The organism is Mycobacterium sp. P2_H7, from assembly GCF_056403275.1.
Window position 1 is genome coordinate 93,551 of the sequence record NZ_JBFUFU010000007.1, and the last position, 26,305, is coordinate 119,855.

The window sequence follows — 26,305 nt, forward strand, 5'->3', positions numbered from 1 at the left end:
CGTGCCTAGTCCAGGTAGTCGCGCAGCACCTGCGAGCGCGACGGGTGGCGCAGCTTGCTCATGGTCTTGCTCTCGATCTGACGGATCCGCTCACGCGTCACGCCGTAGACCTGGCCGATCTCGTCGAGGGTGCGGGGCTGACCGTCGGTCAGGCCGAAGCGCAGCCGGACCACGCCGGCTTCACGCTCGGAGAGCGTCTCCAGCACCGACTGCAGCTGATCCTGCAGCAAGGTGAAGCTCACCGCGTCCACGGCCACCACGGCCTCGGAATCCTCGATGAAGTCGCCGAGCTGGCTGTCGCCCTCGTCGCCGATGGTCTGGTCCAGCGAGATGGGTTCACGCGCGTACTGCTGGATCTCCAGCACCTTCTCCGGCGTGATGTCCATTTCCTTGGCGAGCTCTTCGGGAGTGGGCTCGCGGCCCAGGTCCTGGAGCAGTTCGCGCTGGATACGGCCGAGCTTGTTGATGACCTCGACCATGTGCACCGGGATACGGATGGTGCGGGCCTGGTCGGCCATGGCGCGGGTGATGGCCTGCCGGATCCACCAGGTGGCGTACGTGGAGAACTTGTAGCCCTTGGTGTAGTCGAACTTCTCGACCGCGCGGATCAGGCCCAGGTTGCCCTCCTGGATCAGGTCCAGGAAGGCCATGCCGCGGCCGGTGTAGCGCTTGGCCAGCGACACCACCAGACGCAGGTTGGCCTCCAGCAGGTGGTTCTTGGCACGGTCGCCGTCACGGCAGATCCACTGGTAGTCGCGGCGCTGCGCGGTGGTGAGCTTCTCGCCCTTCTCGACGAACTCGACCATCAGCTGAGTGCAGTACAGCCCGGCCTCGATGCGCTTGGCGAGCTCGACCTCTTCCTCGGCGTTGAGCAGCGCGACCTTGCCGATCTGCTTGAGGTAGGCGCGCACCGAGTCGGCCGATGCCGTGAGCTCGGCGTCCTTACGGGCCTGGCGCAGGGCCTCGGATTCCTCCTCGTCCCAGACGAAGTCGCCGGACGCCTTGTCCTTCTCGGACGGCTCGGGGAGATCTTCTTCGGCCTTCGCGGGCTTGGCGCCGGGCACCACCACCACGGCGACTTCGGCGCCTTCAGCGGTCTCGGACTCACCGTCGGACTCGGCGTCGTCGCCGTCGTCGGTGCTCTCCTCGGCGTCGTCGGTCTCCAGGTCGTCGTCGATCTCGACTTCCTCGAGATCGTCGCCCGGCTCAGCCTCGAGTTCGTCGTTCTCCAGGTCCTCGCCGAGGTCTACGGCCTCGGCGTCGCCGTCGGCCTTGCCTGCCACCTTCGAGGCGGCTTTCTTGGCGGGAGCCTTGGTGGCACGTTTGACGGGAGCCTTGGCGGCTGCGGCCTTGGCGGGAGCCTTCTTCGCAGGAGTCTTGGCGGCGGTGCGCTTCACCGGCTCGTCGGTTGCCGGGCTTGCTTTTGTCGCTGCCACGTACACCCTTTCGGTCTTGCGGATTCCGGTGCGCACGCATGCAACACCGAAAAGCGGCTGTGTTGAATATTGGCGATGATCTCTGCTCGGAAACCCGCCGCTATTTCGGTAGGCGGCCGCCGTTGACCATTGTAACGACAGTGTGAGATAAGGCTGCGCCGTGCGCCAAATTTGCGCTTTCGCGCGCGTCGTGTCAGGCGGAGCCGTGGGCCGTGTCGGCGGCGAGTGCGGCGCCGACGATGCCGGCCTCGTTCTGCAGGGCCGCGGCCACCACCGGGGTGCGGTTCTTCAGCAGCGGAATCCACTTCTCGGCCTTGCGGCTGATGCCGCCGCCCGCGATGAACAGGTCGGGCCAGATCGCGTTCTCGACGGCCACCAGCACCTTGGTGACCTCTTCGCTCCAGCGCTCGTAGCTCCACTCCTTGCGCTCCTTGACCGACGACGCGGCCCGGTGCTCGGCCTCTTTGCCGCCGACCTCCAGGTGGCCGAACTCCGTGTTGGGCAGCAGCACGCCGTTGTGGATCACGGCCGAGCCGATGCCGGTGCCGAAGGTCAGCAGCACGATGACGCCGGTGTTGTCCTTGCCCGCGCCGAACCGCTCCTCGGCGAGCCCGGCCGCGTCGGCGTCGTTGAGCACCGAGACGGGTTGTCCGCCCAGTTCGTTGCCGATGATCTCGGCGGCGTTGGTGCCGATCCAGCCCTTGTCGACGTTGGCGGCGGTCCGCACGATGCCGTCGGTCACCACGCCGGGATAGGTGACCCCGAGCGGTCCGGTCCAACCGAATTCGCGGACCACGGCGGCCACCGTCTTGGCCACGGCGTCCGGGGTCGAGGGCTGGGGCGTCAGAAGCTTGTAGCGGTCGCCGATGAGCGCGCCGGTGTCCAGATCGACGATCCCGCCCTTGATGCCGCTACCGCCGACGTCGACGCCGAATCCGCGGCGCTGGGTGCTGGCTTCAGTGGCGGTCATAGAACGCTCCTCATGCAAGGTCCGGCGGATGCGACGCGTCACACACATTAGTGCCCGGACTTCGGCTGTGCTGCGATGGTGGGGTGGAAACCGACAACTGTGATCCGCTGACTTTGCGTGCCGTGGCCGAGCAATTGGCCACCGAGGCGGCCGCTTTCGTGCGGCGCCGCCGTGGGGAGGCCTTCGCCAGCGCGGCCTCCACCGCCGCATCCGTGCGTTCCAAGAGCACGCCGACCGATCCGGTGACCGTGGTGGACACCGAGACGGAACGACTGATCCGGGACCGGCTCGCGGTACTGCGACCGGGCGATGAGGTGCTCGGCGAGGAGGAGGGCGGTTCGGCCGACGTCGAGCCGGGCCGGCCGGTCTGGGTGATCGATCCCATCGACGGCACGGTCAACTTCGTCTACGGGATCGCCGACTACGCGGTCTCGGTCGGGGTGCAGATCGACGGCCGGTCGGTGGCGGGCGCGGTGGCCAACGTGCCGACGGGCGAGCTGTATTCGGCGGCGCGGGGGCACGGCGCGACGGTGACGCGCGACGGACGGTCAACGGTGTTGCGGTGCAACGACATCGACGATCTGTCGCTGGCCCTGGTCGGTACCGGATTCTCGTACGAATCGCAGCGCAGGGCCACCCAGGCGCAGGTGCTGGCCGGGTTGCTGCCCGCGATCCGGGACGTCCGCAGGATCGGTTCGTGCGCCCTGGATCTGTGCATGGTGGCGGCGGGGCAGCTCGATGCCTATTTCGAGGACGACGTGCATGTGTGGGATTGGGCGGCCGGGGTGCTCATCGCGACCGAAGCCGGTGCCGTCGTCGGCCTGCCGGACCCGGACCTGCTCTGTGCGGCCGCACCGGGCGTGGCCACCGCGCTCGGGGACGCGCTGCGCGGGCTGGGTGCCCGCTAGCGGGTCAGCAGGCGGCGCTGTGGATGGTGCGTAGGAGCGCCGGATCCGGCGGCTGCGTGGCGTCCGGGCGCAGGCTGGCGAGCATCGCATCGATGTCGTCGTTGTGGCTGAATTCGCTGAACTCGGTGCCGATGGCGAGGTCGACGGAGTCGTCGGGGCGCTGGTCCTGGAACAGTTCGGTGCACGGCGCCACCAGCCAGACGGCGGCGGCGGCGGCCCGACCGGACGGGCCGAACCGGATCTGGCCCTGGCACTCCAGCCGGGTTCCCGCGTAGACGGCGTCGTTGGACGCGGTCGGCTGGGCGAAGCCCAGGTCGCGCAGGGTGCCGGACACCTCCGCGGCCTGGCCGCCCTGGCCGCTGGCGTTGAGCACCTTGGTCTTGGTGTCGGCGAGCTTGGCGGGCACCACCTCGGACATGGTTTCCCGCGACACCTGCTGGCCCAGGGTGGGCTGATTCGGGTCGGTGGGCGCCGGGGGAGCGTTGCAGACGACCGCCTCGTGGACGTCGGTGGGCCGGTTCAGGGCGATCACCCACACCACGCCGGTCAGTATTGCCAGCGCGAGGAACAGGCACAGGACGGGCACATGGTTCCGTCTGCGGAACGGGCGACCGTGCTTGTCGAACGCCGTGCCGTCGGTGATGAGTGCGACCACCCATGCACCTTAAGGGCTGAAACCGGCACCCGTCGCCAGCTGCAGATTCGTGCTGTGATATAAATCACACCCCTCCAGGGGCTATTCAGGGCACGAATCATTTGGTGTAGGCGTTCGACGCTGGTACAAAGCTCTGCTGCAAGGTAACGGAGGGGATGAGATGGCTACCGACTACGACGCTCCGCGGCGATCAGAGACCGATGACGTGTCTGAGGATTCGCTGGAGGAGCTCAAAGCACGACGTAACGAGGCCCAATCGGCCGTCGTCGACGTCGATGAATCCGAGTCCGCGGAATCGTTCGAACTACCCGGCGCGGACCTGTCGGGGGAAGAGCTCTCGGTGCGTGTCATTCCGAAGCAGGCCGACGAGTTCACGTGCTCCAGCTGTTTTCTGGTGCACCACAGGAGTCGGCTGGCAAGCGAGAAGAACGGCATGATGATCTGCACCGATTGCGCGGCCTGATCTACGAGCGAAGGGCTGCCAGCACCCGATCCGGGTGCCGGCAGCTCACCAACCAGTACGGGGTCGGGTCGTCGGGATCGTCGAGCACGACCAACACCATGGGGCCGACCCAGGCCCGGTGCAGGACATAGGCGGCGGGGTCGAGCTGGCGCCCCAGCGCCGCCGACTTGGCCGACTTCGGCACCTCGGCCGACCGGGAGATGACGCTGACCGGCAGGTGTGCCGGGCCGGCCCACAGTTCGCCGCCCGTGGCTCCGTCGACGACCCGGACCTCCATGCGGCTCATCCAGATCATCGCGGCGGCGGCCACCGGAAGCAGGACCGCGAACGGCACCCAGTCCGGAAGTGCGGCCACGCCCATGTTCACCTCGGTCGCGATCAGTGCGGCCAGCCCGAGGGCGGGCGGCCAGAACCACCACGGCACCCGGAGGCGCTCTCGATAACGCACCGATTGGGTGGTTGCGCGCGTGTCTGACACGTGCCCAAGGGTAATCTCTCGCGTCGTGCCCACTTCTCTGGCGGTCGTGCGTCTGGACCGCGATCTACCGTTGCCCAGCCGGGCCCACGACGGCGATGCAGGCGTGGACCTGTTCAGCGCCGTGGATGTGGATCTCGCGCCCGGACACCGCTCCCTCGTGCCGACCGGCATCGCCGTGGCCATTCCGCACGGGATGGTCGGATTGATCCATCCCCGTTCGGGTTTGGCTACGCGCGTGGGGCTTTCGATCGTGAACAGTCCCGGCACCGTGGACGCCGGGTACCGTGGCGAGATCAAGGTGGCGCTGATCAATCTCGACCCTGAGCAGCCGATTGCGATCCGGCGTGGCGACCGCATCGCCCAGCTGCTGGTGCAGCGGGTCGAACTTCCCGAGCTGGTCGAGGTCTCGTCGTTCGACGAGGCCGGACTGGCTGACACCTCCCGTGGCGATGGCGGTCACGGTTCCTCCGGCGGACATGCGAGTTTGTGATGGCTAAAGACGTGGAAATCGACAACGAGTCGGACGAGGATTTCGACGGCCCCTTCGACATCGAGGACTTCGACGATCCGGAGGCGGCCGCGGTGGCGCGCCTGGATCTCGGCTCGGTGCTGATCCCGATGCCCGAGGCCGGGCAGGTGCAGGTCGAGTTGACCGAGCAGGGCGTGCCAAGTTCGGTGTGGGTGGTGACGCCCAGCGGCCGGTTCACCATCGCGGCCTACGCGGCCCCCAAGTCCGCCGGGCTGTGGCGTGAGGTGGCCGGCGAGCTGGCCGATTCGCTGCGCAAGGACGGCGCGAAGGTCCGGATCGAGGACGGCCGCTGGGGCCGCGAGGTCGTCGGCGTGAGCGCCGTTGCGCCGGAGGGCCAGACCCCGGGCGTGGTGCGCTTCATCGGGATCGACGGCTACCGCTGGATGATCCGCTGCGTGGTGAACGGCGCGCCCGAAAGCATCGACGGACTTGCCGCCGAGGCGCGGGAAGCCTTGGCGGACACCGTGGTTCGGCGTGGCGATACACCACTGCCGGTTCGGACCCCGCTGACGGTGCAGCTGCCGGATCCGATGGCCGAACAACTGCGTGCCGCGCAGGAGCAGGCGCAGGCGGCCGCGCCGCCGGCGCCGCCGACTCCGGATGCGCGCCGTACCGCGATGTCGGCGATGCAGCAGCTACGCAGCACGATCACCGGCGGCTAGAGGTCCAGTAGGGCCCCGACGCAGGCCGCGCCCAGCACGGCCGGGTCGGCGCCCATCTCGTCGAGGGTGACCGTGCGCAGTGCCGCATGCGGCGCCGCGGCCACCCATTCCAGCGCCACGTCCACCGGGTGGATCGGATCGTCGGTTGCGGCCGCGACACCCATCGGGACGGTCAGGGTGGCCAGCTGCTCACTCGTCGGCGACACGTGCCCGGCCGCCGCGTCCATGGCGTCGGGCAGGTCGGGCCACTGCGCCAACCACGACCGGGTGAGTTCCTCGCCCAGCCAGGGCGGGGTGGAGGCCCGCATGGTGGCCACCGTCGCGGCCAAGCCGTCGTTGCGCAGCACCTGCGCGGTGTGCCGGGCCGAGAGGGCCGCCGGCGCGTTGTCCGGCTGCCCCGTCCACGCAGGCAGGGCCGCCAGCACGGCGACGGTGTGCGCGGGATGAGCCAGCGCCCAGGCGGTGGCGACGGCGGCGCCGATCGACACGCCGCCGACGGCGATGGTGTTGCGTTCGTCACCTCGGGCCGCCTCGTCCAATGCCGCCAGATATCCGGCGATGAGCTTGCGCGGTTGCGGCGCCGGGGTCACCACAACGGCTCCAACCTGGTGCAATGGGGCCGAAAAAGCCCGGTACACATAGTCATCATCGGATCCGGTGCCGGCCAGCAGGACTGTCGTCACGCCACGCAAATTCACTGCCATGTCTCGATGGTGCACCCATCGGCGCGGCGCGCCCGACACCACGTGGCGATTCGGACTCAAGAGGTCTACCGTGGCGAAAGTCAGGAAAGTAAATCCGCGTTGGATTTACGGCAAGGGAGAGGCCATGGCTACGGCCGAAGGGTATCTGCGCCGGCTCACTCGGCGGCTCACAGAGGACCCGGAGCAGCTCGACGTCGAGGAGCTCAGCGGCGACGCGGCCAGTACCGGTGCGCAACGCGCAATCGACTGTCGTCGCGGTCAAGAGGTCACGATGGTCGGCACCCTGCGGTGTGTCGAGACCAACGCCAAGGGCTGCGGCAGCGGCGTCCGTGCCGAACTGTTCGACGGCACCGACTCGGTGATGCTGGTCTGGCTCGGGCAGCGCCGGATCGCCGGTATCGAGTCCGGCCTGACCCTGCGGGTACACGGTCGCCTCGGCAAGCTGGAGAACGGATCCAAGGCGATTTACAACCCGCACTACGAGATTCAGAAGTGACTGACCCCGAACAGGGGACTGAGAAAAACAATGCGCGCGCGGTTCTCGACCAGATGGGCGGCATCAGCGGCCTGATCTACTCGTCGCTGCCGGTTCTCGTCTTCGTCCCGGTTTCGACCACGGCAGGGCTGATGCCCGCCATCTTCGCCGCACTCGGTGTCGCGGCCCTCGTGCTGATCTGGCGGCTGGTCCGCCGGGAATCCTTGCAGCCCGCGGTATCCGGTTTCATGGGCGTCGGGATCAGCGCGCTGATCGCCTGGTACCTGGGCGAGTCCAAGGGCTTCTTCCTGTACGGCATCTACGCAAACCTGTTCTACGCAGGCATTTTCGCGTTGTCCATCCTGATTCGCCGGCCGGTGGTCGGCTACGCGTGGGGGTGGCTCAACGGGCACGGCAGCGACTGGCGCGGTGTGCGCAAGGCGCTCCTGGTGTTCGACGGGGCGACGCTGGCCTGGGTGGCCGTGTTCGCGTCCCGCTACGTCGTGCAGAACCATCTATACGACACCGACGAGGTCGGCTTGCTGGGGGTCGCCCGCATCGCGATGGGCTGGCCACTGACCGGCGTCGCGGCGATCATCACCTATTTCGCCATCCGGTCCGCGCAGCGCGCGGTGCACGCACAGCACGCCGAGCAGAACGAAGTCGCGGAAAGCTAAGCCTTCGCGGGGTGCAGCAGCAGCTCGCGCAATTCGTCTTCGACCTCGGCGATCGCCACGAAGATCAGCTCATCGCCGCCCTCCAGCGGTTCGTCGCCCTCCGGCACGATCACCCGCGACCCGCGCAGAATCGTCACCAGCGAGGCGTCACGCGGCAATTGGAGGCGCTTGACGGCCTTGCCACCCCACGGGGTGTCGTCGGGCAGCGTGATCTCGACCAGATTCGCCTGTCCCGTGCGGAAACTCATCAACCGCACCAGATCGCCGACGGCGACGGCCTCTTCCACGAGCGAGGCCAGCATGCGGGGGGTGGACACCGCGACGTCGACGCCCCAGTTGTCGTCGAAGAGCCACTCGTTGCGCGGGTCGTTCACCCTGGCCACCACGCGCGGCACCGCGAACTCGGTCTTGGCCAGCAGGCTGAGCACGACGTTGGCCTTGTCGTCGCCGGTCGCGGCGATGACGACGTCGAACTCCTCGAGCTTCACCGACTCCAGCAGGGACAGTTCGCACGCATCGCCGAGCCGCCACTGCGCGGCAGGGATGGCGTCGACGTCGATGTGTTGCGGGTCGCGCTCCAACAAGGTGACGTCGTGGCTGTCGACGAGTTCACGGGCGATCGAGCGGCCGACGGCGCCGGCCCCGGCGATGGCAACCTTCATCAGTTCTCGTCCTCGCTCGGCGGCAGTGCGGAGATCGCCATGGCTTCGGCGATGTGCCCGGAGATGGCGGCCATGAAGACGTGGTCGCCGGCCTGGATGACGGTCTTGGCGTCGGGCAGCAGTCCGGTGCCCAGTCGCAGCAGGAAGGCCACCCGGCCACCGGTGGCGGCTTCCAGCTCGGTCATGGCACGGCCGGCCCATTCCTCGTGCAGCGGCAGTTCGGCCACGCCGACGTTGCCGGAAGGGTCGCGCCACTTGGTGGTTTCGGTCTCCCGGGTCAGCACGTTGAGCAACCGGTCGGTGGTCCACGGCACGGTCGCCACCGTCGGGATGCCCAGCCGCTCGTACACGGCGGCCCGCTTGGCGTCGTAGATGCGCGCGACGACGCGCTCCACGCGGAATGTCTCCCTGGCCACGCGGGCGGAGATGATGTTCGAGTTGTCGCCGGAGGACACCGCCGCGAAGGCACCCGCCTCCTCGATCCCGGCCCGAAGCAACACATCGCGGTCGAAACCCATTCCGAGCACGCGTTCGCCGGTGAACTCGGGGCTGAGTCGGTTGAACGCCGTGCTGTCACGGTCGATCACAGCTACCTCATGGCCGATCCGGGACAAACCGTCCGCCAATGATGCGCCGACCCGGCCGCATCCCATCACCACTACCCGCACCCTGGGTCCTCTCGGCCGTCTGCCAGGAATATGTTCCTCATTCAACCAGCGCACCCGGAACGCTACAGCCAATCGCCGGTGGGCTTAGTGTTGGCACTCGTGTCCAAGCTTTCAACCGCCGCGCGGCGGCTGGTGCTGGGAAGGCCGTTCCGCAGCGACAAGCTCGCGCACACGCTGCTGCCGAAGCGGATCGCCCTCCCTGTGTTCGCCTCTGATGCGTTGTCCTCGGTTGCCTATGCCCCGGAAGAAGTGTTCCTGGTGCTGTCGGTGGCCGGCGTGACCGCCTACTCGGTGGCTCCCTGGATCGGGCTGGCCGTCGCCGGCGTGATGCTCATCGTGATCGCGAGTTATCGGCAGAACGTGCACGCGTATCCGTCCGGCGGCGGCGACTACGAGGTGGTGACGACCAACCTGGGTGGGACGGCCGGCCTCACGGTCGCCAGCGCGCTGCTGGTGGATTACGTGCTGACGGTGGCGGTGTCGATGTCTTCGGCGATGTCCAACATCGGTTCGGCGGTGCCGTTCATCGCGCAGCACAAGGTGCTGTTCGCCGTTGCGGCCATCCTGATTCTGGCCTCGCTGAACCTGCGCGGTATCCGCGAATCCGGTACCGCCTTCGCCATTCCCACGTACGCGTTCATGGTCGGCATGTTCATCATGCTCGGCTGGGGCTTCTTCCAGATCTTCGTGCTCGGCCATCATCTGCAGGCGGAATCCGCCGGCTTCCAGATGCGTTCCGAACACGGCGAAGTGCTCGGATTCGCGCTGGTGTTCCTGGTGGCGCGGGCGTTCTCGTCGGGTTCGGCGGCGCTGACCGGAGTCGAGGCGATCAGCAATGGTGTGCCCGCCTTCCAGAAGCCGAAGTCGCGCAATGCGGCGACGACGCTGCTTCTGCTCGGGCTCATCTCGGTGACCCTGCTCATCGGAATGATCATGCTGGCCAAGGAAACCGGCGTGCAGATGGCCGAGCGGCCGAACGAGCAGCTGATCGGCGCGCCGGAGAACTACCACCAGAAGACATTGATCGCGCAGCTCGCCGACGCCGTCTTCCACAACTTCGGGCCTGGCCTGTTCATCATCGCCCTCGTTACGGCGCTGATCTTGGTGCTGGCCGCGAATACGGCGTTCAACGGATTTCCGGTGCTGGGCTCGATCCTCGCCCAGGACCGGTTCCTGCCCCGTCAGCTGCACACCCGCGGTGACCGGCTGGCGTTCTCCAACGGCATCCTGTTCCTGGCCTTCGCGGCGATCGCCTTCGTGATCGCGTTCCGGGCCGAGACGACCGCGCTGATCCAGCTGTACATCGTCGGCGTGTTCGTGTCCTTCACCCTGAGCCAGATCGGCATGGTGCGGCACTGGACCCGGTTGCTGCGGATCGAGACCGATTCGGCCGTGCGCCGGCGGATGATGCGTTCCAGGGTGATCAACACCATCGGCCTGATCTGTACGGGCACCGTGCTGGTGGTCGTCGTCTTCACGAAATTCCTTGCGGGGGCCTGGATTGCGATCCTGGCCATGGGCATCCTGTTCGTCATCATGAAGCTCATCCACAAGCACTACGAGACGGTGGCTCGTGAGCTGGTGGCGCAGGAGGAATCCGAGGGCGATATCGTCCTGCCCAGCCGCAACCACGCCGTGGTGCTGGTGTCGAAGCTGCACCTGCCGACCCGTCGCGCGCTCGCCTACGCCAGGGCCACCCGGCCCGATGTGCTGGAGGCCATCACCGTCAGCGTCGACGACGCGGAGACGCGGCAGCTGGTGCATGAGTGGGAGGACAGCGATGTCAGCGTCCCGCTCAAGGTCATCGCCTCGCCCTACCGGGAAATCACCAGGCCGGTGCTGGATTACGTCAAGCGCGTCACCAAGGAGTCGCCGCGCACGGTGGTGACGGTGTTCATCCCCGAATACGTGGTGGGACATTGGTGGGAGCAGGTGCTGCACAACCAGAGCGCGCTGCGGCTCAAGGGCCGGCTCTTGTTCGAACCGAATGTGATGGTGACATCGGTGCCCTGGCAGCTGAATTCGTCTGAGCGGCTGAAAAAGCTGGAGCCGCAGTCGGCGCCCGGCGATGCGCGTAGAGGATTCCTGGATTGAGCGAGTTGACCCTGACCACCGGGCCCGCGGCAAACGGTGGCAGCTGCGTGGCGCGCCACGACGGCCGTGTGGTGTTCGTGCGGTACGCCCTGCCCGGCGAGACGGTGCGGGTGCAGGTTCGGGCCGAACGCGGATCTTATTGGCACGCAGACGTTGTCGAGGTGCTCGAAGCGTCGCCGGACCGCGTGGATTCGCAGTGTGCGATCGCCGGGGTGGACGGCGCGGGATGTTGCGACCTGGCCTTCGCGGCGCCGCCGGCCGCCCGCCGGCTCAAGGGTGAGGTGGTGGCCAACCAGCTGGGCCGGCTCGGTGGCTACGAGTGGTCAGGGGATGCCGAAGAAGTGGGCGAGGCCGGTGCGACCGGCTGGCGCACCCGGGTCCGTCTCGATGTCTCCGCGACGGGACACGCCGGATTTCACCGATACCACAGCACCGAGCTGTATCCCGGGCTGAATTGCGGCCAGCTTCGCCCGGGAATGCTCGACGGTCTCGACGGATCACGTTGGCCGCCGGGCGCGCAACTGCACATCGCCGTCGACGACGACGGGGTGCGCCACATCGTGCAGACCGGTCCGGGCAAGAAAGCACTGACCCAGGTGGTCGAAGGCCAGTACGAGGCGCTGCAGCGCATCGGCGGGCGGGAGTGGCAGGTGCCGGTGACGGCATTCTGGCAGGCGCACCGGGATGCGCCAGAGGTTTACAGTGCGCTGATCCGCGATGCCGCGAGGTTGGAGCCCGGGATGACCGCGTGGGATCTTTACGGTGGCGCAGGGGTTTTCGCAGCGGCGTTGGCGGAGGGCGTCGGCGAGACCGGTCAGGTGCTGACGGTGGACACCTCCCGCGGCTCGGCGCGATCGGCGCGTGCCGCGCTGGACGATATGCCGTGGGTGTCGGTGGTGACGGATTCGGTGCGCCGGGCGCTGACGGGTCGTCGCGACCGCGCCGACGTCGCGGTGCTCGACCCGCCGCGCACCGGTGCCGGGCGCGAGATCATCGACTTGATCGCCGGAGTGCCACGGGTGATCCATATCGGTTGTGAGGCAGCGTCATTCGCCCGCGACGTGGGGGAGTACCTACGCAACGGCTATACCGTGGAGCAACTCCGGGTGTTCGACGCGTTCCCGCTGACCCATCACGTGGAATGCGTGGCAGTGCTGAGCAGGTGAGTCACGCCGCCTTGCGCGGGATGACGATGTGGATGTCGCGGGTCAATACCCGCAGGCCGCCGGCGATGGGTGGCGCGGTCGATCGGTAGACCGCCCCGGTGGGTGTGGTGTATTCGGTGGTGTGCCGTCCGGAATCGCCGGGTACGACGCGGACCGCCCAGCCGGCTTGTTCTTTGGCGTAGTTGCATTGTTCGCACAGGCCTTGGCCGTTGACGGCGGCTGTGGGTCCACCCTCGCGGTCTGGGCAGGCGTGGTCGATGTGCCGGATCGGTGCGTTGCAGTACGGGGTGCGGCAGGTGGTGTCGCGGAACCGGATGAACTGGGCCAGTCCTTTGGGGAAGGCGCGGGATTTCGATTCCATGGCGACCAGTGCGCCGCTGGCGGGGTTTGCGTAGAGGCGGCGCAGGGCAATCTCGCCGTCCTTGTCGAGTGAGTCAGTGATCAGATCCCGGGCGCTCTGAGCAGGGATCGGCCCGTAGCCTTCGACGGAGGCCGGTTCGCTGCTGCCGGCGAGTAGCGCGTCATCGGGGAGCACCACGTTCACAGTGACGGGCACGGGTACTTCGGCGGGACGTCCGGTGAGGCGTTCGACGAACGTATCGGCCATGACCTGCCCGCGGCTGCGGTCGTCGGCGCAGGTTTTCGCGGCTCTGTCGAGGGTGGCGAACACCGCGACACCTTGGGGCATCGGTACCAGCGCGGTCACATACGCCATCGCATCCGGGGCGGGCCGGACGGAGACGTAGCGTTCCTCGGGCGCTTTGGCTGCGTGGTCGACCACGGCCTGCGGGTCGAGCCGGTAGGCGATCGTCTTGGCTTCGGCGGCGATCCGGGCATCTCCGAAGCCTTCCAAGGCGTTCGGGTCGGCGCAGAGTTCCTTGTCCAGTCGTCGACGGTCCTCGACCGTCAGACACGCCGATTCCCGGACTATCAATGTGGCTCGCCATTCGGAGAGCAACCCAGCTTCCAAAAGCGCCAGTGTGTGCGGCATTTCGTGGACGAGGGCCTTGGCGAAGCCGAGATGCTGGGATCCCTTCTTCGGCGAATCATGGCGGGCCAAGCCCACCTCGGCGGACAGCCCGCGACCGCGTTTGGCCAGGGGCACTCCGGCCGCGGCCTCCGCGGTGCGGCGCAGCTTCTCCCATTCGACGGTCAGGCGGGCTTGCTCGGCTGCCGCTGCGGCCTTCTGGCATTCGAGTTCGGCGATGCGGTCCCGCAGCACTGCCTCGGGGGTGCGCGGATTGATCGGCGACGATTCGAACATATGTGCAATATTACGCCGACAGGGTGACAAGTTGGAGCGTGATGTCGCAGGACATAGGTGACGGTTCTGAGCACCTAGGCCGAGACGCCCGGGGCGGCCATCTGTCGTGGACTCCGGACGTCGAGGTAGGTTCGAGCGGGGGATGGGAGGGGCGGGATGGCAGACGGACATATCAAGGTCGACCTCGCGCGACTGAACGGCGCGATAGAAGAAATTCAAGCTTTCGACCAGGCGATTGCGCAACAGCTTGCCGAACTCGAGGGCAGGGTCGCTGCACTCCATACCGGCTGGCGCGGAGAGGCGGCGGCGAAACACGCTGAGGCTCACGCTGAATGGCAGAAGGGCGCTCAGAACCTTGCCGATGGCGTCGCTCGGTTACGCGCTGTGTCCGCCGCGGCGCACGATGACTACCGGACGATCATCGAGGCCAACAGGGCGCGCTTTTCATGAGCGATCCGTTGCGAGTCGATGCGCAAGCGCTCGGACAGGTTGCCGAATTCGCAGAACGCGTCAGTGATGCGTTGATCGACCGACAGCAGCTTCTGGCCGGACATATGGCGGAACTGCTCGAGTCCGGCTGGCGGGGTTCGGGTGCGGAGGCATGCGCGTCGGCATGGCAAGCGTGGACCGACGGGTTTCGGCACATCATCGCGGGGTTGGCTGATGAGGCGATGGCGCTGCGTTTGGCTGCGTCCGAGTACGTTGCCTCGGACACGTCGGGATCCGAGGCCATCACCGAGTCGGGGGCGCGGTTCTAGCGACCCGGTTTGGGTTGCCGGGACAGGCCGTTCAACGCCGCGAGTTCGCGGTTGAATCCGTCGGCGGTATCCCCATCCACCTGTTTCACTGCGCGTGCAGACGCGATGATCTCCTCGGAATTGTGGGTGAGGTCGTCGACGAAGGTATCCATCTGCTTGTGCAGCACATCGGCGAAGGATGTCAGAGCGGGGCCTGAAGCGAATCCCGGATTGCCTTGTGTCGCAGGGTTCTGTGAGGTGAAAAAGGTGGCGTTTCTCGCCTTGGCGGCACCGGCGAGTTCGGACAGTCGCTGCCCACTCGCGGCGACCGCGGAAGGCTCGATGTGCAGGTCGTCGTCACTCATGTGCTGCCCCTCGCAGCAGTTCGTCGAGGCGCACGGAATCGAACCAGTGGATCGCCCACAAGGCATAGGCGAACAGTGTTGCGATGAAGCTGATTGCCATGTTGGGGAAGAGGGCGATCACTTGGAGGGCCGCCCAACCGAGTCCGACAGCTGACCAGCGGCGCACGACGGCGGGCGCCACCCTGGCATCGGACCGCAGGCTCCGTGTGATGCCACCGATGACGTAGAAGGTGCCTGCAAAATTCAGTGGCACGGCCAGCACAAGCCAGACCACATTCGGGGCAATCTCTCTTTTGTCCTCGGCTATTCCGGCAAGCAAGGACCGTAGACGCTTGCCGTAGAAGTACAGTCCGGAGAGATAGATGATCGGATACAGCACCAGCGAGAGGCCGCCGAAAGCGCTCAGCCCGTACAGCACCGAGTTGAATCCCCATTCACGCCACCAGAAGGCCGATGCCATCCAGCCGAGCATGGGCACGGTCAGCAGGCACGCCGACGGCAGGATTGACGCCACCGAACGTGGTTGCCGTTGTGCCTGATCGGTTCGTGTCACATCGTCCTCACCGTCATCCGAAGTGGCAATGCGAGATGGCATCCGGACGGTTGGTCGTTTCACTGCCCGTCCACACCGAAAACAGGTAGCCGGTCGAGAACAGGAGGACCGGGATCGCGAAGATCGCCATGGCAACTCGAAGGCGGGCCGTCTTGGCGGTCAGCCCGATCAATGCCGCGACGACGAGGGCCAACCCCGCCGTGATGGTGATCACCCACAAGTAGGTACGTTCGCTGGGGTCGTAGGGTCCTGCGACACAGCCGTCCCCTTGCCAAGCTGTCGAACGGCGCATCACGATGTCGATTCGCATTATCAGCGCCAGGACGATGACGGCGATCAGCATCGCGGGCAGCGCGCTCCAACGCAGACTCTTCACCACGTCACCCGTGGTTGAACGATCTGAATGTTCTGCTGGCCGTAGCTGTGCTCGAACTCCGGCAGGCGGCCGTTCAGTGCGTAGTTCAGCGCCTGGTCACTGTGTTGGGTGTAGAGGACTTCGCCGTCCGGCAATACGCCGGTGACCACCGCGGCGTGGTGAACTTCCCCAGAGTCAGCCATCTGCCAATAGACGACGTCCCCGGGTCGAACCTGGCTGGGATCGGTCACCACTGAACCGCCGTGGTTGAGAAAGAAATCGTGATTGTTCTGCGCCGCACCCCAACTCGGCGAGTAACCCGGAACTTGCGGTGGGAGGGCGTTGTCTCCGCCGAGGCCGCCGTCACTCCACCCGTCGTGATCCCAGTGGTTGACGGGCCAGGTGTCACTGTCTTTCGTCGGCATGCCGCCGCCGTACTTGAGCGTGTCTGAAACGAAGTTCGTGCAATTGTCCTCCGGGTCCCAGTCGAGACTCGAATTGTTGGCATTCTGTTTGGCGTAATTCACTGCGCCCGAAGAACTGTAGCCGAGTTCGGGGCGATCGATTTGCTGCTTGACGCTGTTGGGGATGCCATCGAGCCCCATCAGTTCCGTAGGGCACGCGCGCTGCAGATCGAACTGCTCGGCCGGGGTCAAACCGTTCCACCATTGCTGGACGTCGGTAGCCGAAAGGCCGTCCGGGATGGTGTCACGAATCTCTTCCAAAGACTTCTTGACCGCGTTGGCTTGAACTTCTTTGGCCTGGTCGACGGTAGTCTCAGGGTTGGATTCGCTCGCCGAGACGGCGCGCAGCTCGCCGGCGCAGATGTCGTCGGCCTGGGTGGCTGCTTCCACGGCGTCGTCGATCAGCTGTTGTGCCTGGCCGGCCAGGAGCATCAACTCCATGGGATCGTGATCCTGCAGGGTCGCGGGTAGCGAGACACTGCCGGATTGTGGGTTGACGATAAGCCCGTTGGACTCCGCAAAGCGGACTCCGTTCTCGAGTTCGTTCTGCGCGATCGTGACGGCGTGCGACAACGCGTCCACAGGCTCGACGCCGGCTCGTGCGAGAATCGACGACACATTTGCCCGGTCGGCAATCTTCGTCAGAACATCCGAGGCCAGCTTGCCGACATGATCGGGCCAGTCCGTCGTGAGTGGTTGGACGCCATTTCTGTGGATGTCATCCTCGACTCGCTGACATTGTTCGGCGGCGCTACGCAGGTCGTTGGCCGCATCCAGCCATAGCTGGGGCTTGGCACCGCGAAGCTCGCTGAATGTCACCAATGGCCGTCCCCCCGGGCGTCGCAATTGTTGTGCCGTTCGAATGTGAATGTATACCGCGTTGTTCCCGCGATAACGTGATCACCTCATGATCAGACTGTTCACCCGCGGCTCATGGCCGGAAGCCAAGCGGCTCACCGAGACTCTGCGCAGCGAGACCATCGGCGGCGTTCTGCTCCTCGTCGCGGCCGGCGCTGCGCTCATCTGGGCCAATTCGCCCTGGGCGCCCAACTACGAAAAGCTCTCCGACTACGTGCTCGGCCCGGAGGCACTGCACCTGAATCTGTCCGTCAGCGCGTGGGCCGCCGACGGCCTGCTGGCCATCTTCTTCTTCGTCGTCGGCGTCGAACTCAAACGGGAATTCGTCGCCGGCGACCTCCGCGATCCCGCCCGCGCGGTCTTACCGATCGCCGCGGCAGTCGGCGGCATGATCGTCCCCGCAGCCACCTTCATCGCCGTCAACATGAACCACCGCGACAACTTCGGCGGCTGGGCGGTACCCATTGCCACCGACATCGCGTTCGCGCTGGCCGTCCTCGCCGTGCTGAGCACCCACCTCCCGACGGCCCTGCGCACGTTCCTGCTCACCCTCGCCGTGGTCGACGATCTCCTGGCGATCATCGTCATCGCCGCCTTCTATACCGAGCACCTCGCGCCTGGGCCGCTGCTGGCCGCGCTGATTCCCATCGCGCTCTTCGGCCTCGCCGTGCAGAAGGGGATACGACATCCCCTCCTGCTCATCCCGCTGGCCGTCACCGCCTGGGCGCTGGTCCACGCGAGTGGCGTGCACGCGACGGTGGCGGGCGTGCTGCTCGGGTTCACCGTGCCGGCGCTGGGACGGCACGCCGCGGCCGAGAAGATCGAGCACGCCATCAGGCCACTGTCGGCAGGCGTCGCCGTCCCGGTGTTCGCATTCTTTGCCGCCGGCGTCACCGTCGGCGGGCTCAGCGGCCTCGGTCATGCGCTGACCCATCCGGTCACCATCGGCGTCATGGCGGGGCTCGTCATCGGAAAACCGATCGGTGTGTTCGGCACCACATGGTTGTTGGCCCGATTCACCAAGGCCAGCCTCGACGACGAACTGGCCTGGCGAGATGTGCTCGGCGTGGCCTTGCTGGCCGGAATCGGGTTCACGGTGTCGTTGCTCATCGGGGAACTGGCTTTCGAGGACGGCAGCGTTGCCGACGTCGATGCCAAGATCGCGGTGTTGTGCGGATCTGTGCTGGCAGGAGCGCTGGCCGCGGTGGTGCTCGTCAGCCGCAACGCCGCGTACCGACGCATCCATGCGCTCGAGACCGCCGACGACGACCACGATGGCGTGCCCGACATCTATCAGTCTCGACGGGACTGACACGTGTTGCGTGCGTAAACTGACGGGATGCTTGAACAGATCCGCGGACCCGCAGATCTGCAGCACCTTTCCCAGTCACAGCTCAACGATCTGGCCGGTGAGATCCGTGAATTCCTGATTCACAAGGTTGCTGCAACCGGCGGTCACTTGGGCCCGAACCTGGGTGTGGTCGAACTGACCCTTGCGCTGCACCGGGTCTTCGACTCCCCGCACGATCCAATCATCTTTGACACCGGCCATCAGGCCTACGTCCACAAGATGCTCACCGGCCGCTGCGCGGACTTCGCGAATCTGCGGATGAAGGGCGGCCTGTCCGGCTACCCGTCGCGCGCGGAGAGCGAGCACGACTGGGTCGAGTCCAGCCACGCCAGCACCGCGCTGTCCTACGCCGACGGGCTTGCCAAGGCCTTCGAGCTGTCCGGGCACCGCAACCGCCACGTCGTCGCCGTCGTCGGTGACGGTGCACTGACGGGCGGCATGTGCTGGGAGGCGCTCAACAACATCGCCGCCGCACACCGGCCCATCGTCATCGTCGTCAACGACAACGGGCGCAGCTACGCGCCGACCATCGGTGGACTTGCCGATCACCTGGCCACCCTGCGGCTGCAGCCCGGTTACGAGAAACTGCTGGAAAAGGGCCGCGACACCGTGCGCGGCGTGCCCCTCATCGGCGAGCTCTGCTATCAGTGCATGCACAGCGTGAAGGCCGGCATCAAGGACGCGCTGTCCCCGCAGGTCATGTTCACCGACCTGGGCCTGAAGTATGTCGGCCCCATCGACGGTCACGACGAACGCGCCGTCGAGGCGGCCCTGCGCAATGCCCGCGGCTTCAACGCCCCCGTCGTGGTGCATGTCGTCACCCGCAAGGGCAACGGCTACTCGTTCGCCGAGAACGACGAGGCCGAGCAGATGCACGCGACCGGTGTCATCGACCCGCACACCGGGCAACCCACGTCGGTGGCCGCGCCCGGCTGGACAGCGGTGTTCTCCGACGAGCTGATCAAGAAGGCCGCCCGGCGCCGCGACATCGTCGCGATCACCGCGGCCATGCCCGGTCCGACGGGCCTGAGCTCCTTCCGTCAGCACTATCCCGACCGCTTCTTCGATGTCGGGATCGCCGAGCAGCACGCCATGACCTCGGCGGCCGGGCTGGCCATGGGTGGCATGCACCCGGTGGTCGCCATCTACTCGACCTTCCTGAACCGCGCGTTCGACCAGTTGATGATGGATGTCGCGCTGCACAAGCTGCCCGTCACCATGGTGCTGGACCGCGCCGGTGTCACCGGCAATGACGGCGCCAGCCACAACGGCATGTGGGACCTGTCGATGCTGGGCATCGTCCCCGGCATCCGGGTGGCGGCCCCGCGGGATGCGGCGCGGCTGCGCGAGGAACTCGGCGAAGCGCTCGACGTCAAGGACGGCCCGACCGCCATCAGGTTCCCCAAAGGCGCAGTGGGCGAAGACATTCCGGCAGTCGAGCGGCGTGACGGGGTGGACGTGCTGGCGGTGCCCGCAGACGGTCTGTCGGCCGACGTGCTGCTCGTCGCCGTCGGATCGTTCGCCGTCATGGGCCTGGCCGTCGCCGAACGCCTGCAGCAGCAAGGCATCGGTGTCACGGTCGTCGATCCGCGCTGGGTCATCCCGGTGCCCCGGGCGCTGCACGCGATGGCGTCCGCGCACAAGCTCGTCGTCACCCTTGAGGACAATGGTGTCAACGGTGGCATCGGTTCGCTGATCTCGGCGGCGTTGCGCCGCAACGAGATCGACGTGCCGTGCCGCGACGTCGGGGTGCCGCAGGAATTCCTGGAGCATGCGTCGCGCTCAGAGATCCTCACCGAGATCGGGCTCACCGATCAGCATCTGGCCCGCCAGATCACCGGATGGGTGGCGGCGCTGGGCAGTCCGGTCGGCGACCACGTCCGGGAACAGATCGACTGATCCCGGGCCATGGACGCCGAACTTGCGCAGTGGAAAGCCGCGGGTAAGTCGTTCGACTACCTGGGTTTCGAGATCTTCTACCGGTATGAGGGCTCCGGTCCGAATCTGCTTCTGATCCATGGGTATCCGTTCAACTCCTGGGACTGGGCCCAGATCTGGCCGGAGCTGACGGCGCGGTTCACGGTGATCGCCCCCGACATGATCGGGATGGGGTTCTCCGACAAACCGGTGCGTTACGGCTATTCGGTGCCCGACCACGCCGACATGCACGAGGCGCTGCTGGCTCATCTGGGTGTCGAGTCGGCGCACATCCTGGCCCACGACCTCGGGGTGTCCGTCGGTCAGGAACTTCTGGCTCGCCACGAACGGGGCGATCAGGTCTACGGCGCATTGCGCATCCACTCGATCACCTGGCTCAACGGGGGACTGTTCGTCGAGGCCTACGAGCCCCGGCTCATGCAGAAGCTGCTGTCGCGAACCCCGTTGGGCGACCTCATCAGTCCGTTGCAGGGCAGCCCACTGTCCCGGCGGTTGTTCGACCCCACCATCAACGAGATGTTCGGCGTGCACACCAAACCGACGCCGACGATGATGGACCAGTTCCACGAGATCCTGGACTACAACGACGGTAAGCGGGTCACGCACAAACTCGGCCGGTTCGTCAATGACCGGTATGTGTACCGCAATCGCTGGGTGCGGGCGATGCGGGAGACGTCGGTGTCCATGCGTTTCATCGACGGGCCGGCCGATCCGAACTCGGGACGGCATATGGCGCAACGCTATTCGGAGATCATCCCGAATCCTGATGTGTACCTGCTCGCCGACGACATCGCGCACTGGCCGCAGATCGAGGCGCCCGCCGCGGTGCTGGAGGCGTTTTTAGCTCACGTCGGGGGTTAGGGCCACCGTCAGCACCGGCCCCGTCAACTCACGTTGCCACGGGCGGGCACCGGCTTGGGCCAGGAACTCGTCGACGGCGGCACCGACGTCCGCAGCCGGTTGCCAGTCCCAGCACAACCTGCGCAGCGTATCCGGGGTCAGCAGGTTCTCGGCGGGAACCGACACCGTTTGGGACAGTTCGGTGAGTCCGGCCCGCGCCTTCTCCAGTCGCTCGGCGGCCTCCGGCTTGCGCTTGGACCACCGCGACGTCGGAGGCGGACCGTTGACGGGTTCGGTCCCCGTCGGCGGGTCGGGATCCTGACGCGCCCTGGCCAGCGCATCCAGCCAGACCTGCGCGCTGCGGCGTTGCCGGCTGCCGCCGAAAACCGGAAGCGCCGTGAGCTTTTCGATGGTGTCGGGATCGGCGGTGGCGGCGCTGATGATCGCCGCGTCCGGCAGGATCCGGCCGGGGGCGATATCGCGCCGGGAGGCGATGTGATCACGGGTGGTCCACAACTCCCGCACCGCGGCCAGTGTCCGCGGGTTACGCACCTTGTGGATGCCCGACGTACGGCGCCACCGGTCGCGCCGGGTCGGAGTCGCCTCCAGCGTGCGCAGATGTTCGAATTCCTGTGCGGCCCAGTCTGATTTGCCCTGCTCTTCGAGGACGGCGGCGACCGCCGCGCGCAGTTCCACCAGCACCTCGACGTCCAGTGCGGCGTAGTTCAGCCATTCGGCGGGTAGCGGTCGCTTGGACCAGTCGGCCGCGCCGTGGCCCTTCACCAGGCCCAGCCCCAACAGCCGGCGGACCTCCTCGGCGAGGTTGACCCGCTCGAAGCCGGCCAGCCGACCACCCAGTTCGGTGTCGTACAGGCTCGGCGGCGCCATCCCGAGCTCGGCGAGGCACGGGAGGTCCTGGTCGGCCGCGTGCAGGATCCATTCGTCGGTGCCGAGCACCCGCGCCACCGGAGCCATCACAGCCAGCGGATCGCCGCCGTGGTTGACGGGGTCGATCAGGACGGTGCCCGCCCCGGTTCGCCGGATCTGCACCAGATAGGCCCGGTTGGAGTAGCGGAATCCCGACGCCCGCTCGGCGTCGATGGCGAACGGGCCGGTGCCGCCGGCCAACTGTTCGGCGGCGCGGGCGATATCGCTGGGATAGATCGCGAGCGCCGGCACGCCGTCGGCGGGCGCCAGTAAGGGAGTGGCTTCGGGCTCGTCGGCCTCGGGCTCCGGTGCAGGGTCGGTCATCAGGCGCGGGTACGGGAGCCCAGGGTGGTGACTCCCGCCGGCGGAAGGCCGGCCGCGTGCTCGAGGACCTCGCAGAACGCCTGCACGTGGGGACCGAGTTCGAGGTTGGTGGCGGTCCACGATGCGCGCAGTTCCAGCTGATGGGCGCGCGGCGGGCCGGAGATGTCGCCGTAGCGCACCGACGTGGTGGCGGTGACGGTGCCGCCCAGGGCGGTGACGGCCTCGGCGTGCTCTCCGAGGGCATCGACGAGCCAGCTCCACGCGACCTCGGGCAGCAGCGGATCGACGGCCTCGGTGGAATCCAGGTCGGCCTGGATGTAGGCGACCAGGCGCATGGTGCCGTCCCAGGCTTCGGCGCCCTCGGGATCGTGCAGCAGGATCAGCCGGCCGAACGCATCCCCTTCGGAACGTTCGGGGACGATCGCGGTCTCGGGGTGGCGGACCTCGGCGCCCAGCGCGTAGCTGAACGGGGCCAGTCGCTGTGGGGGCCTGATCGGGCCCAGCTCGATCTCCGGCCGCACCGTCGCGGCGKTCATCGCCGCGACCGCGGTGCGGAACTGGGCCGGTTCGGCGGATGTCACGCCAATTGACGCTAGACCCAACCTGGCCAAGGGGTGCGCAGGCGCGCCGGATTTCTGGGCCGTGGCAACATGGGACCCGATGAATACCCGCCGTGACCTGCCCGAGTCGCCCTTTCTCGCCGCCGCCGCCGGCCGCACGCCCACACGTATACCCGTGTGGTTCATGCGCCAGGCAGGTCGTTCGCTGCCCGAGTACCGGGAGCTGCGCGCCAACCACAAGATGTTGGACGCCTGCTTCGACCCGGAGCTGGTCTGCGAGATCACCCTGCAGCCCGTGCGCCGCCACGGGGTCGACGCGGCCATCTTGTTCTCCGACATCGTGGTGCCGCTGCGCGCCGCGGGTGTCGGATTGGACATCGTGCCCGACGTCGGCCCCGTGATCGACCACCCGATCCGCACCCGCGCCGACGTCGACGCCCTCAAACCGCTCGAGCCCCACCAGGTGGCGCCGGTCTCGGCGGCGATCAAGCTGTTGGTATCGGCGCTGGGCGACGTGCCGCTGATCGGTTTCGCCGGTGCGCCGTTCACCTTGGCGTCCTATCTGGTCGAGGGCGGGCCCAGCCGCAACCACGAGAAGACCAAGGCCATGATGCTCGGCGAGCCGGACACCTGGCATGCGCTGATGACGTCGCTGACCGACCTGACCATCGCCTTCCTGCGGGAGCAGCTGGCCGCCGGTGTCGACGCGATCCAGGTGTTCGACTCCTGGGCCGGCACCCTGTCGCTGGCCGATTACCGGGCCTCGGTGCTCCCGCACAGCTCCCGGGTGTTCGACGCGCTCAAGGGTGAAGGCGTACCCATGACGCACTTCGGGGTGGGCACCGCCGAACTGCTCGGCGCCATGGGTGAGGCCGGGGCGGGTGTGGTGGGCGTGGATTGGCGCACGTCGCTGGCCGCCGCCGCCACCCGCGTGCGGCCGGGCACCGTGCTGCAGGGCAACCTGGATCCCGTCGTGCTGCTGGCTGGCCGGCCGGTGGTCGAACGCGCGGCGCGCGCCGTCGTCGAGGATGGCCGCGCGGCCATCGCCGCGGGCGCCGGTGGTCATATCTTCAACCTCGGTCACGGTGTGCTGCCCGCCACCGATCCGGGTGTGGTCACCGACCTGGTGGAGCTGGTGCATTCATTGTGAAATCGGCGTACTGCGTTGTCGGCGGCGGCATTTCGGGTTTGACTGCTGCCTACCGATTGCGTGTCGCCGCCGGCCCGGACGCCTCGATCACCCTGTTCGACCCTGCCGACCGGCTCGGCGGGGTGCTGCGCACCGAGCAGGTCGGCGGGGTGCCGGTCGATCTCGGCGCCGAGGCGTTCATCGCGCGCAGGCCGGAGATGCCCGCCCTGTTGGCCGAGCTTGGCCTGGCGGGCAGGCAGGTCGCCAGTACCGGGGCGCGTCCCTTGTTGTTCACCCAGGGCAAGCTGCATCCCGTGCCCACCGGCACCCTGCAGGGCATCCCGGCGCAGGCCTCCTCGGTGGCGACGTTGGTGGACGACGCGACGGTGGCCCGTATCGCGGCCGAACCGGGGCGGCCGCTGCGCTGGCGCACCGGTGCGGACCCGTCGGTCGCCGAGTTGATCGGGGACCGGTTCGGCGAGCAGGTGGTGACCCGTTCGGTCGAGCCACTGCTGGCCGGGGTGTACGCCGGGTCCGCGGAGACCATCGGGATCCGGTCCTCGGTACCCACCCTGGGCGCCGCCTTGGATCGTGGCGCACGCAGCCTCAGTGACGCGGTGCGCGAGGCGATACCGCCACCCCGCGACGGCGCGCTGTTCGGCGCGGTCGCCGGTGGTTACGGCGTCGTCATCGACGAGTTGGCCCGGCGGGCCGACGTGCGCTGGATGCAGGTCGGCGTCGAGCGGGTGCTGCGCTCGGCGCGCGGCTGGGACCTGGTGGACGACGAGGGCGGGCACTGGAGCGCCGACGCGGTGGTGCTGGCCGTGCCCGCGCCGCGGCTGAGCCGGCTGATCGAGCATGCGGCGCCGCGCAGTGCGGCGGCCGCGCGCCGGGTCGCGGTGGCCTCGTCGGCCGTCGTCGCCCTGGCGCTGCCCGGCGGGACGCCGCTGCCCGAGCAGTCCGGTGTGCTCGTCGCCGGCGGAGAACCGTTGCACGCCAAGGCGATCACGCTCACCTCACGGAAGTGGGGGCGGCGCGGCAACGTCGAACTGGTACGGCTGTCGTTCGGTCGCTACGGCGACCAACTGGCCCGCAGCGTCGGCGACGACCGCCTGCTGAGCTGGTCGCTGGAGGACCTGGACCGGCTGTTCGGCATCGTCACCGATCCGGTGGACTGCAGGGTGGCGCGGTGGATCGATGCGATGCCGCAGTACGGGCCCGGGCACGCCGATCTGGTGGCCGAGGTACGCGCCGGGCTGCCGCCGACGCTGGCGGTGGCGGGTGCCTACCTCGACGGTATCGGGGTGCCCGCGTGCGTGGCGGCCGCGACCCGGGCGGCCGGGAAATTGGTAAGCCCGGGCGTGGCACGATAGCTCTATGGCCAAGCTCGATTACGACGCGCTCAACTCGATGACCCGGTACATGATGCTCTCGGTGTTCGCCGTGCAGCCCGAGGTGCTGGGCGAGGACAGCGACAGTCGTGCGGCTGTCGCTGACGAGACCGCCACCTTCCTCAAGCAGCAGGAGGAGCGGGGTGTCGTGGTCCGCGGACTCTACGACGTCGCGGGCTTCCGGGCCGACGCCGACTTCATGATCTGGACCCACGCCGAGCGCGTCGAGGACCTGCAGGCCACCTACAGCGCGTTCCGGCGCACCACGCTGGGCAAGATCAGCGATCCGGTCTGGAGCGTGGTTGCTCTGCACCGCCCGGCCGAGTTCAACAAGAGCCATGTCCCGGCGTTCATCGCAGGTGAGGACCCGGGCGACTACGTCTGCGTCTACCCGTTCGTGCGGTCCCTGGAGTGGTACCTGCTGCCCGACGACGAGCGCCGCAAGATGCTGGTCGAGCACGGCATGGCGGGCCGTGAATACCCGGATGTGCGGGCCAACACCGTGCCCGCCTTCGCGCTCGGCGATTACGAGTGGATCCTGGCCTTCGAGGGTCCGGACCTGGGTCGCATCGTCGAATTGATGTGGAAGCTGCGCTACACCGATGCCCGTCGCCACGTCCGGGAGGAAACCCCGTTCTTCACCGGTCCGCGCGTTGGCGTCGAGGATTTGCTGACCCGCCTGCCCTGACCAGTCGTCGTCCG

30 protein-coding genes are annotated in these 26,305 nt (G+C 67.4%); 16 read left to right on the forward strand and 14 right to left on the reverse strand.

Annotated elements, in window-relative coordinates; genetic code table 11:
* Window positions 1-5: 5 nt before the first annotated feature.
* Together AC1DY7_RS10420 and ppgK are read right to left on the reverse strand one after the other, a co-directional pair.
* The gene (locus AC1DY7_RS10420) at window positions 6-1,436 is read right to left on the reverse strand and encodes an RNA polymerase sigma factor (protein WP_477493805.1); all 1,431 of its coding nucleotides are present in this window, start codon (window positions 1,434-1,436) and stop codon (window positions 6-8) included.
* 193 nt (window positions 1,437-1,629) lie between these two features.
* Window positions 1,630-2,406 carry a polyphosphate--glucose phosphotransferase gene (gene ppgK / locus AC1DY7_RS10425; RefSeq protein WP_477493604.1) on the reverse strand — a complete coding sequence of 259 codons (777 nt, stop codon included), beginning with the start codon at window positions 2,404-2,406 and terminating at the stop codon, window positions 1,630-1,632.
* Window positions 2,407-2,489: 83 nt separating this feature from the next.
* Here ppgK and AC1DY7_RS10430 point away from each other — a divergent pair, with 83 nt between their 5' ends.
* Window positions 2,490-3,314 (forward strand): inositol monophosphatase family protein, encoded by an 825-nt coding sequence (locus tag AC1DY7_RS10430; protein WP_477493605.1) that lies wholly within the window; start codon window positions 2,490-2,492, stop codon window positions 3,312-3,314.
* A gap of 4 nt (window positions 3,315-3,318) precedes the next feature.
* Here the strand turns inward: AC1DY7_RS10430 and cei are convergent, their stop codons facing one another.
* Complete coding sequence (gene cei, locus AC1DY7_RS10435; protein ID WP_477493606.1) at window positions 3,319-3,969, reverse strand: envelope integrity protein Cei; 651 nt, start codon at window positions 3,967-3,969, stop codon at window positions 3,319-3,321.
* A 160-nt stretch (window positions 3,970-4,129) separates the two neighbouring features.
* Here cei and AC1DY7_RS10440 point away from each other — a divergent pair, with 160 nt between their 5' ends.
* Window positions 4,130-4,432, forward strand: a complete 303-nt coding sequence (locus AC1DY7_RS10440) for a DUF4193 domain-containing protein (protein WP_477493607.1) — start codon at window positions 4,130-4,132, stop codon at window positions 4,430-4,432.
* 1 nt (window position 4,433) lies between these two features.
* Here the strand turns inward: AC1DY7_RS10440 and AC1DY7_RS10445 are convergent, their stop codons facing one another.
* Window positions 4,434-4,910: a DUF3093 domain-containing protein gene (locus tag AC1DY7_RS10445; protein WP_477493608.1), complete on the reverse strand. Its 477-nt coding sequence runs from the start codon at window positions 4,908-4,910 to the stop codon at window positions 4,434-4,436.
* 25 nt (window positions 4,911-4,935) lie between these two features.
* On the opposite strand from AC1DY7_RS10445, the gene dut reads away from it, so the two are divergent.
* Both dut and AC1DY7_RS10455 read left to right on the forward strand, forming a co-directional pair.
* Window positions 4,936-5,400 (forward strand): dUTP diphosphatase, encoded by a 465-nt coding sequence (gene dut / locus AC1DY7_RS10450; RefSeq protein ID WP_477493609.1) that lies wholly within the window; start codon window positions 4,936-4,938, stop codon window positions 5,398-5,400.
* Window positions 5,400-6,101, forward strand: coding sequence for a DUF3710 domain-containing protein (locus AC1DY7_RS10455; RefSeq protein ID WP_477493610.1), 702 nt, complete (start codon window positions 5,400-5,402; stop codon window positions 6,099-6,101). The genes dut and AC1DY7_RS10455 overlap by 1 nt, the downstream gene beginning before the upstream one ends.
* On the opposite strand, the gene AC1DY7_RS10460 is transcribed toward AC1DY7_RS10455, so the two are convergent.
* A complete protein-coding gene (locus AC1DY7_RS10460; RefSeq protein WP_477493611.1) occupies window positions 6,098-6,805 on the reverse strand; it encodes a serine aminopeptidase domain-containing protein in 708 nt (235 codons plus the stop codon). The two genes, AC1DY7_RS10455 and AC1DY7_RS10460, sit on opposite strands and share 4 nt — an antisense overlap.
* A gap of 124 nt (window positions 6,806-6,929) precedes the next feature.
* Here AC1DY7_RS10460 and AC1DY7_RS10465 point away from each other — a divergent pair, with 124 nt between their 5' ends.
* Together AC1DY7_RS10465 and AC1DY7_RS10470 are read left to right on the forward strand one after the other, a co-directional pair.
* Window positions 6,930-7,301: an OB-fold nucleic acid binding domain-containing protein gene (locus AC1DY7_RS10465; protein WP_477493612.1), complete on the forward strand. Its 372-nt coding sequence runs from the start codon at window positions 6,930-6,932 to the stop codon at window positions 7,299-7,301.
* A 53-nt stretch (window positions 7,302-7,354) separates the two neighbouring features.
* Window positions 7,355-7,957 carry a DUF3159 domain-containing protein gene (locus tag AC1DY7_RS10470; protein WP_477493806.1) on the forward strand — a complete coding sequence of 201 codons (603 nt, stop codon included), beginning with the start codon at window positions 7,355-7,357 and terminating at the stop codon, window positions 7,955-7,957.
* Here the strand turns inward: AC1DY7_RS10470 and AC1DY7_RS10475 are convergent.
* Window positions 7,954-8,619, reverse strand: a complete 666-nt coding sequence (locus AC1DY7_RS10475) for a potassium channel family protein (protein ID WP_477493613.1) — start codon at window positions 8,617-8,619, stop codon at window positions 7,954-7,956. The genes AC1DY7_RS10470 and AC1DY7_RS10475 overlap by 4 nt on opposite strands.
* Window positions 8,619-9,287: a potassium channel family protein gene (locus AC1DY7_RS10480; RefSeq protein WP_477493614.1), complete on the reverse strand. Its 669-nt coding sequence runs from the start codon at window positions 9,285-9,287 to the stop codon at window positions 8,619-8,621. The genes AC1DY7_RS10475 and AC1DY7_RS10480 overlap by 1 nt, the downstream gene beginning before the upstream one ends.
* Window positions 9,288-9,386: 99 nt before the next feature.
* On the opposite strand from AC1DY7_RS10480, the gene AC1DY7_RS10485 reads away from it, so the two are divergent.
* Both AC1DY7_RS10485 and AC1DY7_RS10490 read left to right on the forward strand, forming a co-directional pair.
* Window positions 9,387-11,381 carry an APC family permease gene (locus AC1DY7_RS10485; protein ID WP_477493615.1) on the forward strand — a complete coding sequence of 665 codons (1,995 nt, stop codon included), beginning with the start codon at window positions 9,387-9,389 and terminating at the stop codon, window positions 11,379-11,381.
* The gene (locus AC1DY7_RS10490; RefSeq protein WP_477493616.1) at window positions 11,378-12,547 is read left to right on the forward strand and encodes a class I SAM-dependent RNA methyltransferase; all 1,170 of its coding nucleotides are present in this window, start codon (window positions 11,378-11,380) and stop codon (window positions 12,545-12,547) included. Before AC1DY7_RS10485 ends, AC1DY7_RS10490 begins: the two co-directional genes overlap by 4 nt.
* 1 nt (window position 12,548) lies before the next feature.
* On the opposite strand, the gene AC1DY7_RS10495 is transcribed toward AC1DY7_RS10490, so the two are convergent.
* Window positions 12,549-13,811: an HNH endonuclease signature motif containing protein gene (locus AC1DY7_RS10495; RefSeq protein WP_477493617.1), complete on the reverse strand. Its 1,263-nt coding sequence runs from the start codon at window positions 13,809-13,811 to the stop codon at window positions 12,549-12,551.
* A 156-nt stretch (window positions 13,812-13,967) separates the two neighbouring features.
* Here AC1DY7_RS10495 and AC1DY7_RS10500 point away from each other — a divergent pair, with 156 nt between their 5' ends.
* Together AC1DY7_RS10500 and AC1DY7_RS10505 are read left to right on the forward strand one after the other, a co-directional pair.
* Entirely contained in the window at window positions 13,968-14,261 is a 294-nt protein-coding gene (locus AC1DY7_RS10500; protein WP_477493618.1) for a WXG100 family type VII secretion target, read from the forward strand.
* Entirely contained in the window at window positions 14,258-14,569 is a 312-nt protein-coding gene (locus AC1DY7_RS10505) for a WXG100 family type VII secretion target (protein ID WP_477493619.1), read from the forward strand. The genes AC1DY7_RS10500 and AC1DY7_RS10505 overlap by 4 nt, the downstream gene beginning before the upstream one ends.
* Here the strand turns inward: AC1DY7_RS10505 and AC1DY7_RS10510 are convergent.
* From AC1DY7_RS10510 to AC1DY7_RS10525, 4 genes are read right to left on the reverse strand one after another with little or no spacing between them, the layout of a single operon-like run.
* On the reverse strand, window positions 14,566-14,913 hold the full coding sequence (locus AC1DY7_RS10510; RefSeq protein WP_477493620.1) for a hypothetical protein: 348 nt from the start codon (window positions 14,911-14,913) through the stop codon (window positions 14,566-14,568). The two genes, AC1DY7_RS10505 and AC1DY7_RS10510, sit on opposite strands and share 4 nt — an antisense overlap.
* On the reverse strand, window positions 14,906-15,466 hold the full coding sequence (locus AC1DY7_RS10515; RefSeq protein ID WP_477493621.1) for a hypothetical protein: 561 nt from the start codon (window positions 15,464-15,466) through the stop codon (window positions 14,906-14,908). The genes AC1DY7_RS10510 and AC1DY7_RS10515 overlap by 8 nt, the downstream gene beginning before the upstream one ends.
* Window positions 15,467-15,479: 13 nt before the next feature.
* Window positions 15,480-15,845 carry a hypothetical protein gene (locus AC1DY7_RS10520; RefSeq protein ID WP_477493622.1) on the reverse strand — a complete coding sequence of 122 codons (366 nt, stop codon included), beginning with the start codon at window positions 15,843-15,845 and terminating at the stop codon, window positions 15,480-15,482.
* Window positions 15,839-17,104: an amidase domain-containing protein gene (locus AC1DY7_RS10525; RefSeq protein ID WP_477493623.1), complete on the reverse strand. Its 1,266-nt coding sequence runs from the start codon at window positions 17,102-17,104 to the stop codon at window positions 15,839-15,841. The genes AC1DY7_RS10520 and AC1DY7_RS10525 overlap by 7 nt, the downstream gene beginning before the upstream one ends.
* 88 nt (window positions 17,105-17,192) lie before the next feature.
* Here AC1DY7_RS10525 and nhaA point away from each other — a divergent pair, with 88 nt between their 5' ends.
* From nhaA to AC1DY7_RS10540, 3 genes are read left to right on the forward strand one after another with little or no spacing between them, the layout of a single operon-like run.
* Window positions 17,193-18,455: a Na+/H+ antiporter NhaA gene (gene nhaA / locus AC1DY7_RS10530; RefSeq protein WP_477493624.1), complete on the forward strand. Its 1,263-nt coding sequence runs from the start codon at window positions 17,193-17,195 to the stop codon at window positions 18,453-18,455.
* Window positions 18,456-18,482: 27 nt separating this feature from the next.
* The gene (gene dxs, locus AC1DY7_RS10535; protein ID WP_477493625.1) at window positions 18,483-20,393 is read left to right on the forward strand and encodes a 1-deoxy-D-xylulose-5-phosphate synthase; all 1,911 of its coding nucleotides are present in this window, start codon (window positions 18,483-18,485) and stop codon (window positions 20,391-20,393) included.
* 9 nt (window positions 20,394-20,402) lie between these two features.
* On the forward strand, window positions 20,403-21,293 hold the full coding sequence (locus AC1DY7_RS10540) for an alpha/beta fold hydrolase (RefSeq protein WP_477493626.1): 891 nt from the start codon (window positions 20,403-20,405) through the stop codon (window positions 21,291-21,293).
* On the opposite strand, the gene AC1DY7_RS10545 is transcribed toward AC1DY7_RS10540, so the two are convergent.
* Window positions 21,273-22,523: an HRDC domain-containing protein gene (locus AC1DY7_RS10545; protein ID WP_477493627.1), complete on the reverse strand. Its 1,251-nt coding sequence runs from the start codon at window positions 22,521-22,523 to the stop codon at window positions 21,273-21,275. The genes AC1DY7_RS10540 and AC1DY7_RS10545 overlap by 21 nt on opposite strands.
* On the reverse strand, window positions 22,523-23,059 hold the full coding sequence (locus AC1DY7_RS10550; protein ID WP_477493807.1) for a DUF3000 domain-containing protein: 537 nt from the start codon (window positions 23,057-23,059) through the stop codon (window positions 22,523-22,525). The genes AC1DY7_RS10545 and AC1DY7_RS10550 overlap by 1 nt, the downstream gene beginning before the upstream one ends.
* Window positions 23,060-23,183: 124 nt before the next feature.
* On the opposite strand from AC1DY7_RS10550, the gene hemE reads away from it, so the two are divergent.
* Genes hemE through hemQ form a run of 3 tightly spaced genes read left to right on the forward strand, consistent with a single transcriptional unit; the run spans window position 23,184 to window position 26,291 of the window.
* Window positions 23,184-24,233 (forward strand): uroporphyrinogen decarboxylase, encoded by a 1,050-nt coding sequence (gene hemE / locus AC1DY7_RS10555; protein WP_477493628.1) that lies wholly within the window; start codon window positions 23,184-23,186, stop codon window positions 24,231-24,233.
* On the forward strand, window positions 24,230-25,585 hold the full coding sequence (locus AC1DY7_RS10560) for a protoporphyrinogen oxidase (protein ID WP_477493629.1): 1,356 nt from the start codon (window positions 24,230-24,232) through the stop codon (window positions 25,583-25,585). Before hemE ends, AC1DY7_RS10560 begins: the two co-directional genes overlap by 4 nt.
* A gap of 4 nt (window positions 25,586-25,589) precedes the next feature.
* Window positions 25,590-26,291 carry a hydrogen peroxide-dependent heme synthase gene (gene hemQ / locus AC1DY7_RS10565; protein ID WP_477493630.1) on the forward strand — a complete coding sequence of 234 codons (702 nt, stop codon included), beginning with the start codon at window positions 25,590-25,592 and terminating at the stop codon, window positions 26,289-26,291.
* Window positions 26,292-26,305: the final 14 nt, after the last annotated feature.

Coding starts and splice junctions, on each gene's coding strand:
- ppgK (WP_477493604.1), bottom strand. CDS start 2,406: ATGACCGCCACTGAAGCCAGCACCCAGCGCCGCGGATTCGGCGTCGAC.
- AC1DY7_RS10440 (WP_477493607.1), top strand. CDS start 4,130: ATGGCTACCGACTACGACGCTCCGCGGCGATCAGAGACCGATGACGTG.
- AC1DY7_RS10455 (WP_477493610.1), top strand. CDS start 5,400: ATGGCTAAAGACGTGGAAATCGACAACGAGTCGGACGAGGATTTCGAC.
- AC1DY7_RS10460 (WP_477493611.1), bottom strand. CDS start 6,805: ATGGCAGTGAATTTGCGTGGCGTGACGACAGTCCTGCTGGCCGGCACC.
- AC1DY7_RS10465 (WP_477493612.1), top strand. CDS start 6,930: ATGGCTACGGCCGAAGGGTATCTGCGCCGGCTCACTCGGCGGCTCACA.
- AC1DY7_RS10470 (WP_477493806.1), top strand. CDS start 7,355: ATGGGCGGCATCAGCGGCCTGATCTACTCGTCGCTGCCGGTTCTCGTC.
- AC1DY7_RS10475 (WP_477493613.1), bottom strand. CDS start 8,619: ATGAAGGTTGCCATCGCCGGGGCCGGCGCCGTCGGCCGCTCGATCGCC.
- AC1DY7_RS10495 (WP_477493617.1), bottom strand. CDS start 13,811: ATGTTCGAATCGTCGCCGATCAATCCGCGCACCCCCGAGGCAGTGCTG.
- AC1DY7_RS10500 (WP_477493618.1), top strand. CDS start 13,968: ATGGCAGACGGACATATCAAGGTCGACCTCGCGCGACTGAACGGCGCG.
- AC1DY7_RS10505 (WP_477493619.1), top strand. CDS start 14,258: ATGAGCGATCCGTTGCGAGTCGATGCGCAAGCGCTCGGACAGGTTGCC.
- AC1DY7_RS10510 (WP_477493620.1), bottom strand. CDS start 14,913: ATGAGTGACGACGACCTGCACATCGAGCCTTCCGCGGTCGCCGCGAGT.
- nhaA (WP_477493624.1), top strand. CDS start 17,193: ATGATCAGACTGTTCACCCGCGGCTCATGGCCGGAAGCCAAGCGGCTC.
- dxs (WP_477493625.1), top strand. CDS start 18,483: ATGCTTGAACAGATCCGCGGACCCGCAGATCTGCAGCACCTTTCCCAG.
- AC1DY7_RS10540 (WP_477493626.1), top strand. CDS start 20,403: ATGGACGCCGAACTTGCGCAGTGGAAAGCCGCGGGTAAGTCGTTCGAC.
- AC1DY7_RS10545 (WP_477493627.1), bottom strand. CDS start 22,523: ATGACCGACCCTGCACCGGAGCCCGAGGCCGACGAGCCCGAAGCCACT.
- hemE (WP_477493628.1), top strand. CDS start 23,184: ATGAATACCCGCCGTGACCTGCCCGAGTCGCCCTTTCTCGCCGCCGCC.
- hemQ (WP_477493630.1), top strand. CDS start 25,590: ATGGCCAAGCTCGATTACGACGCGCTCAACTCGATGACCCGGTACATG.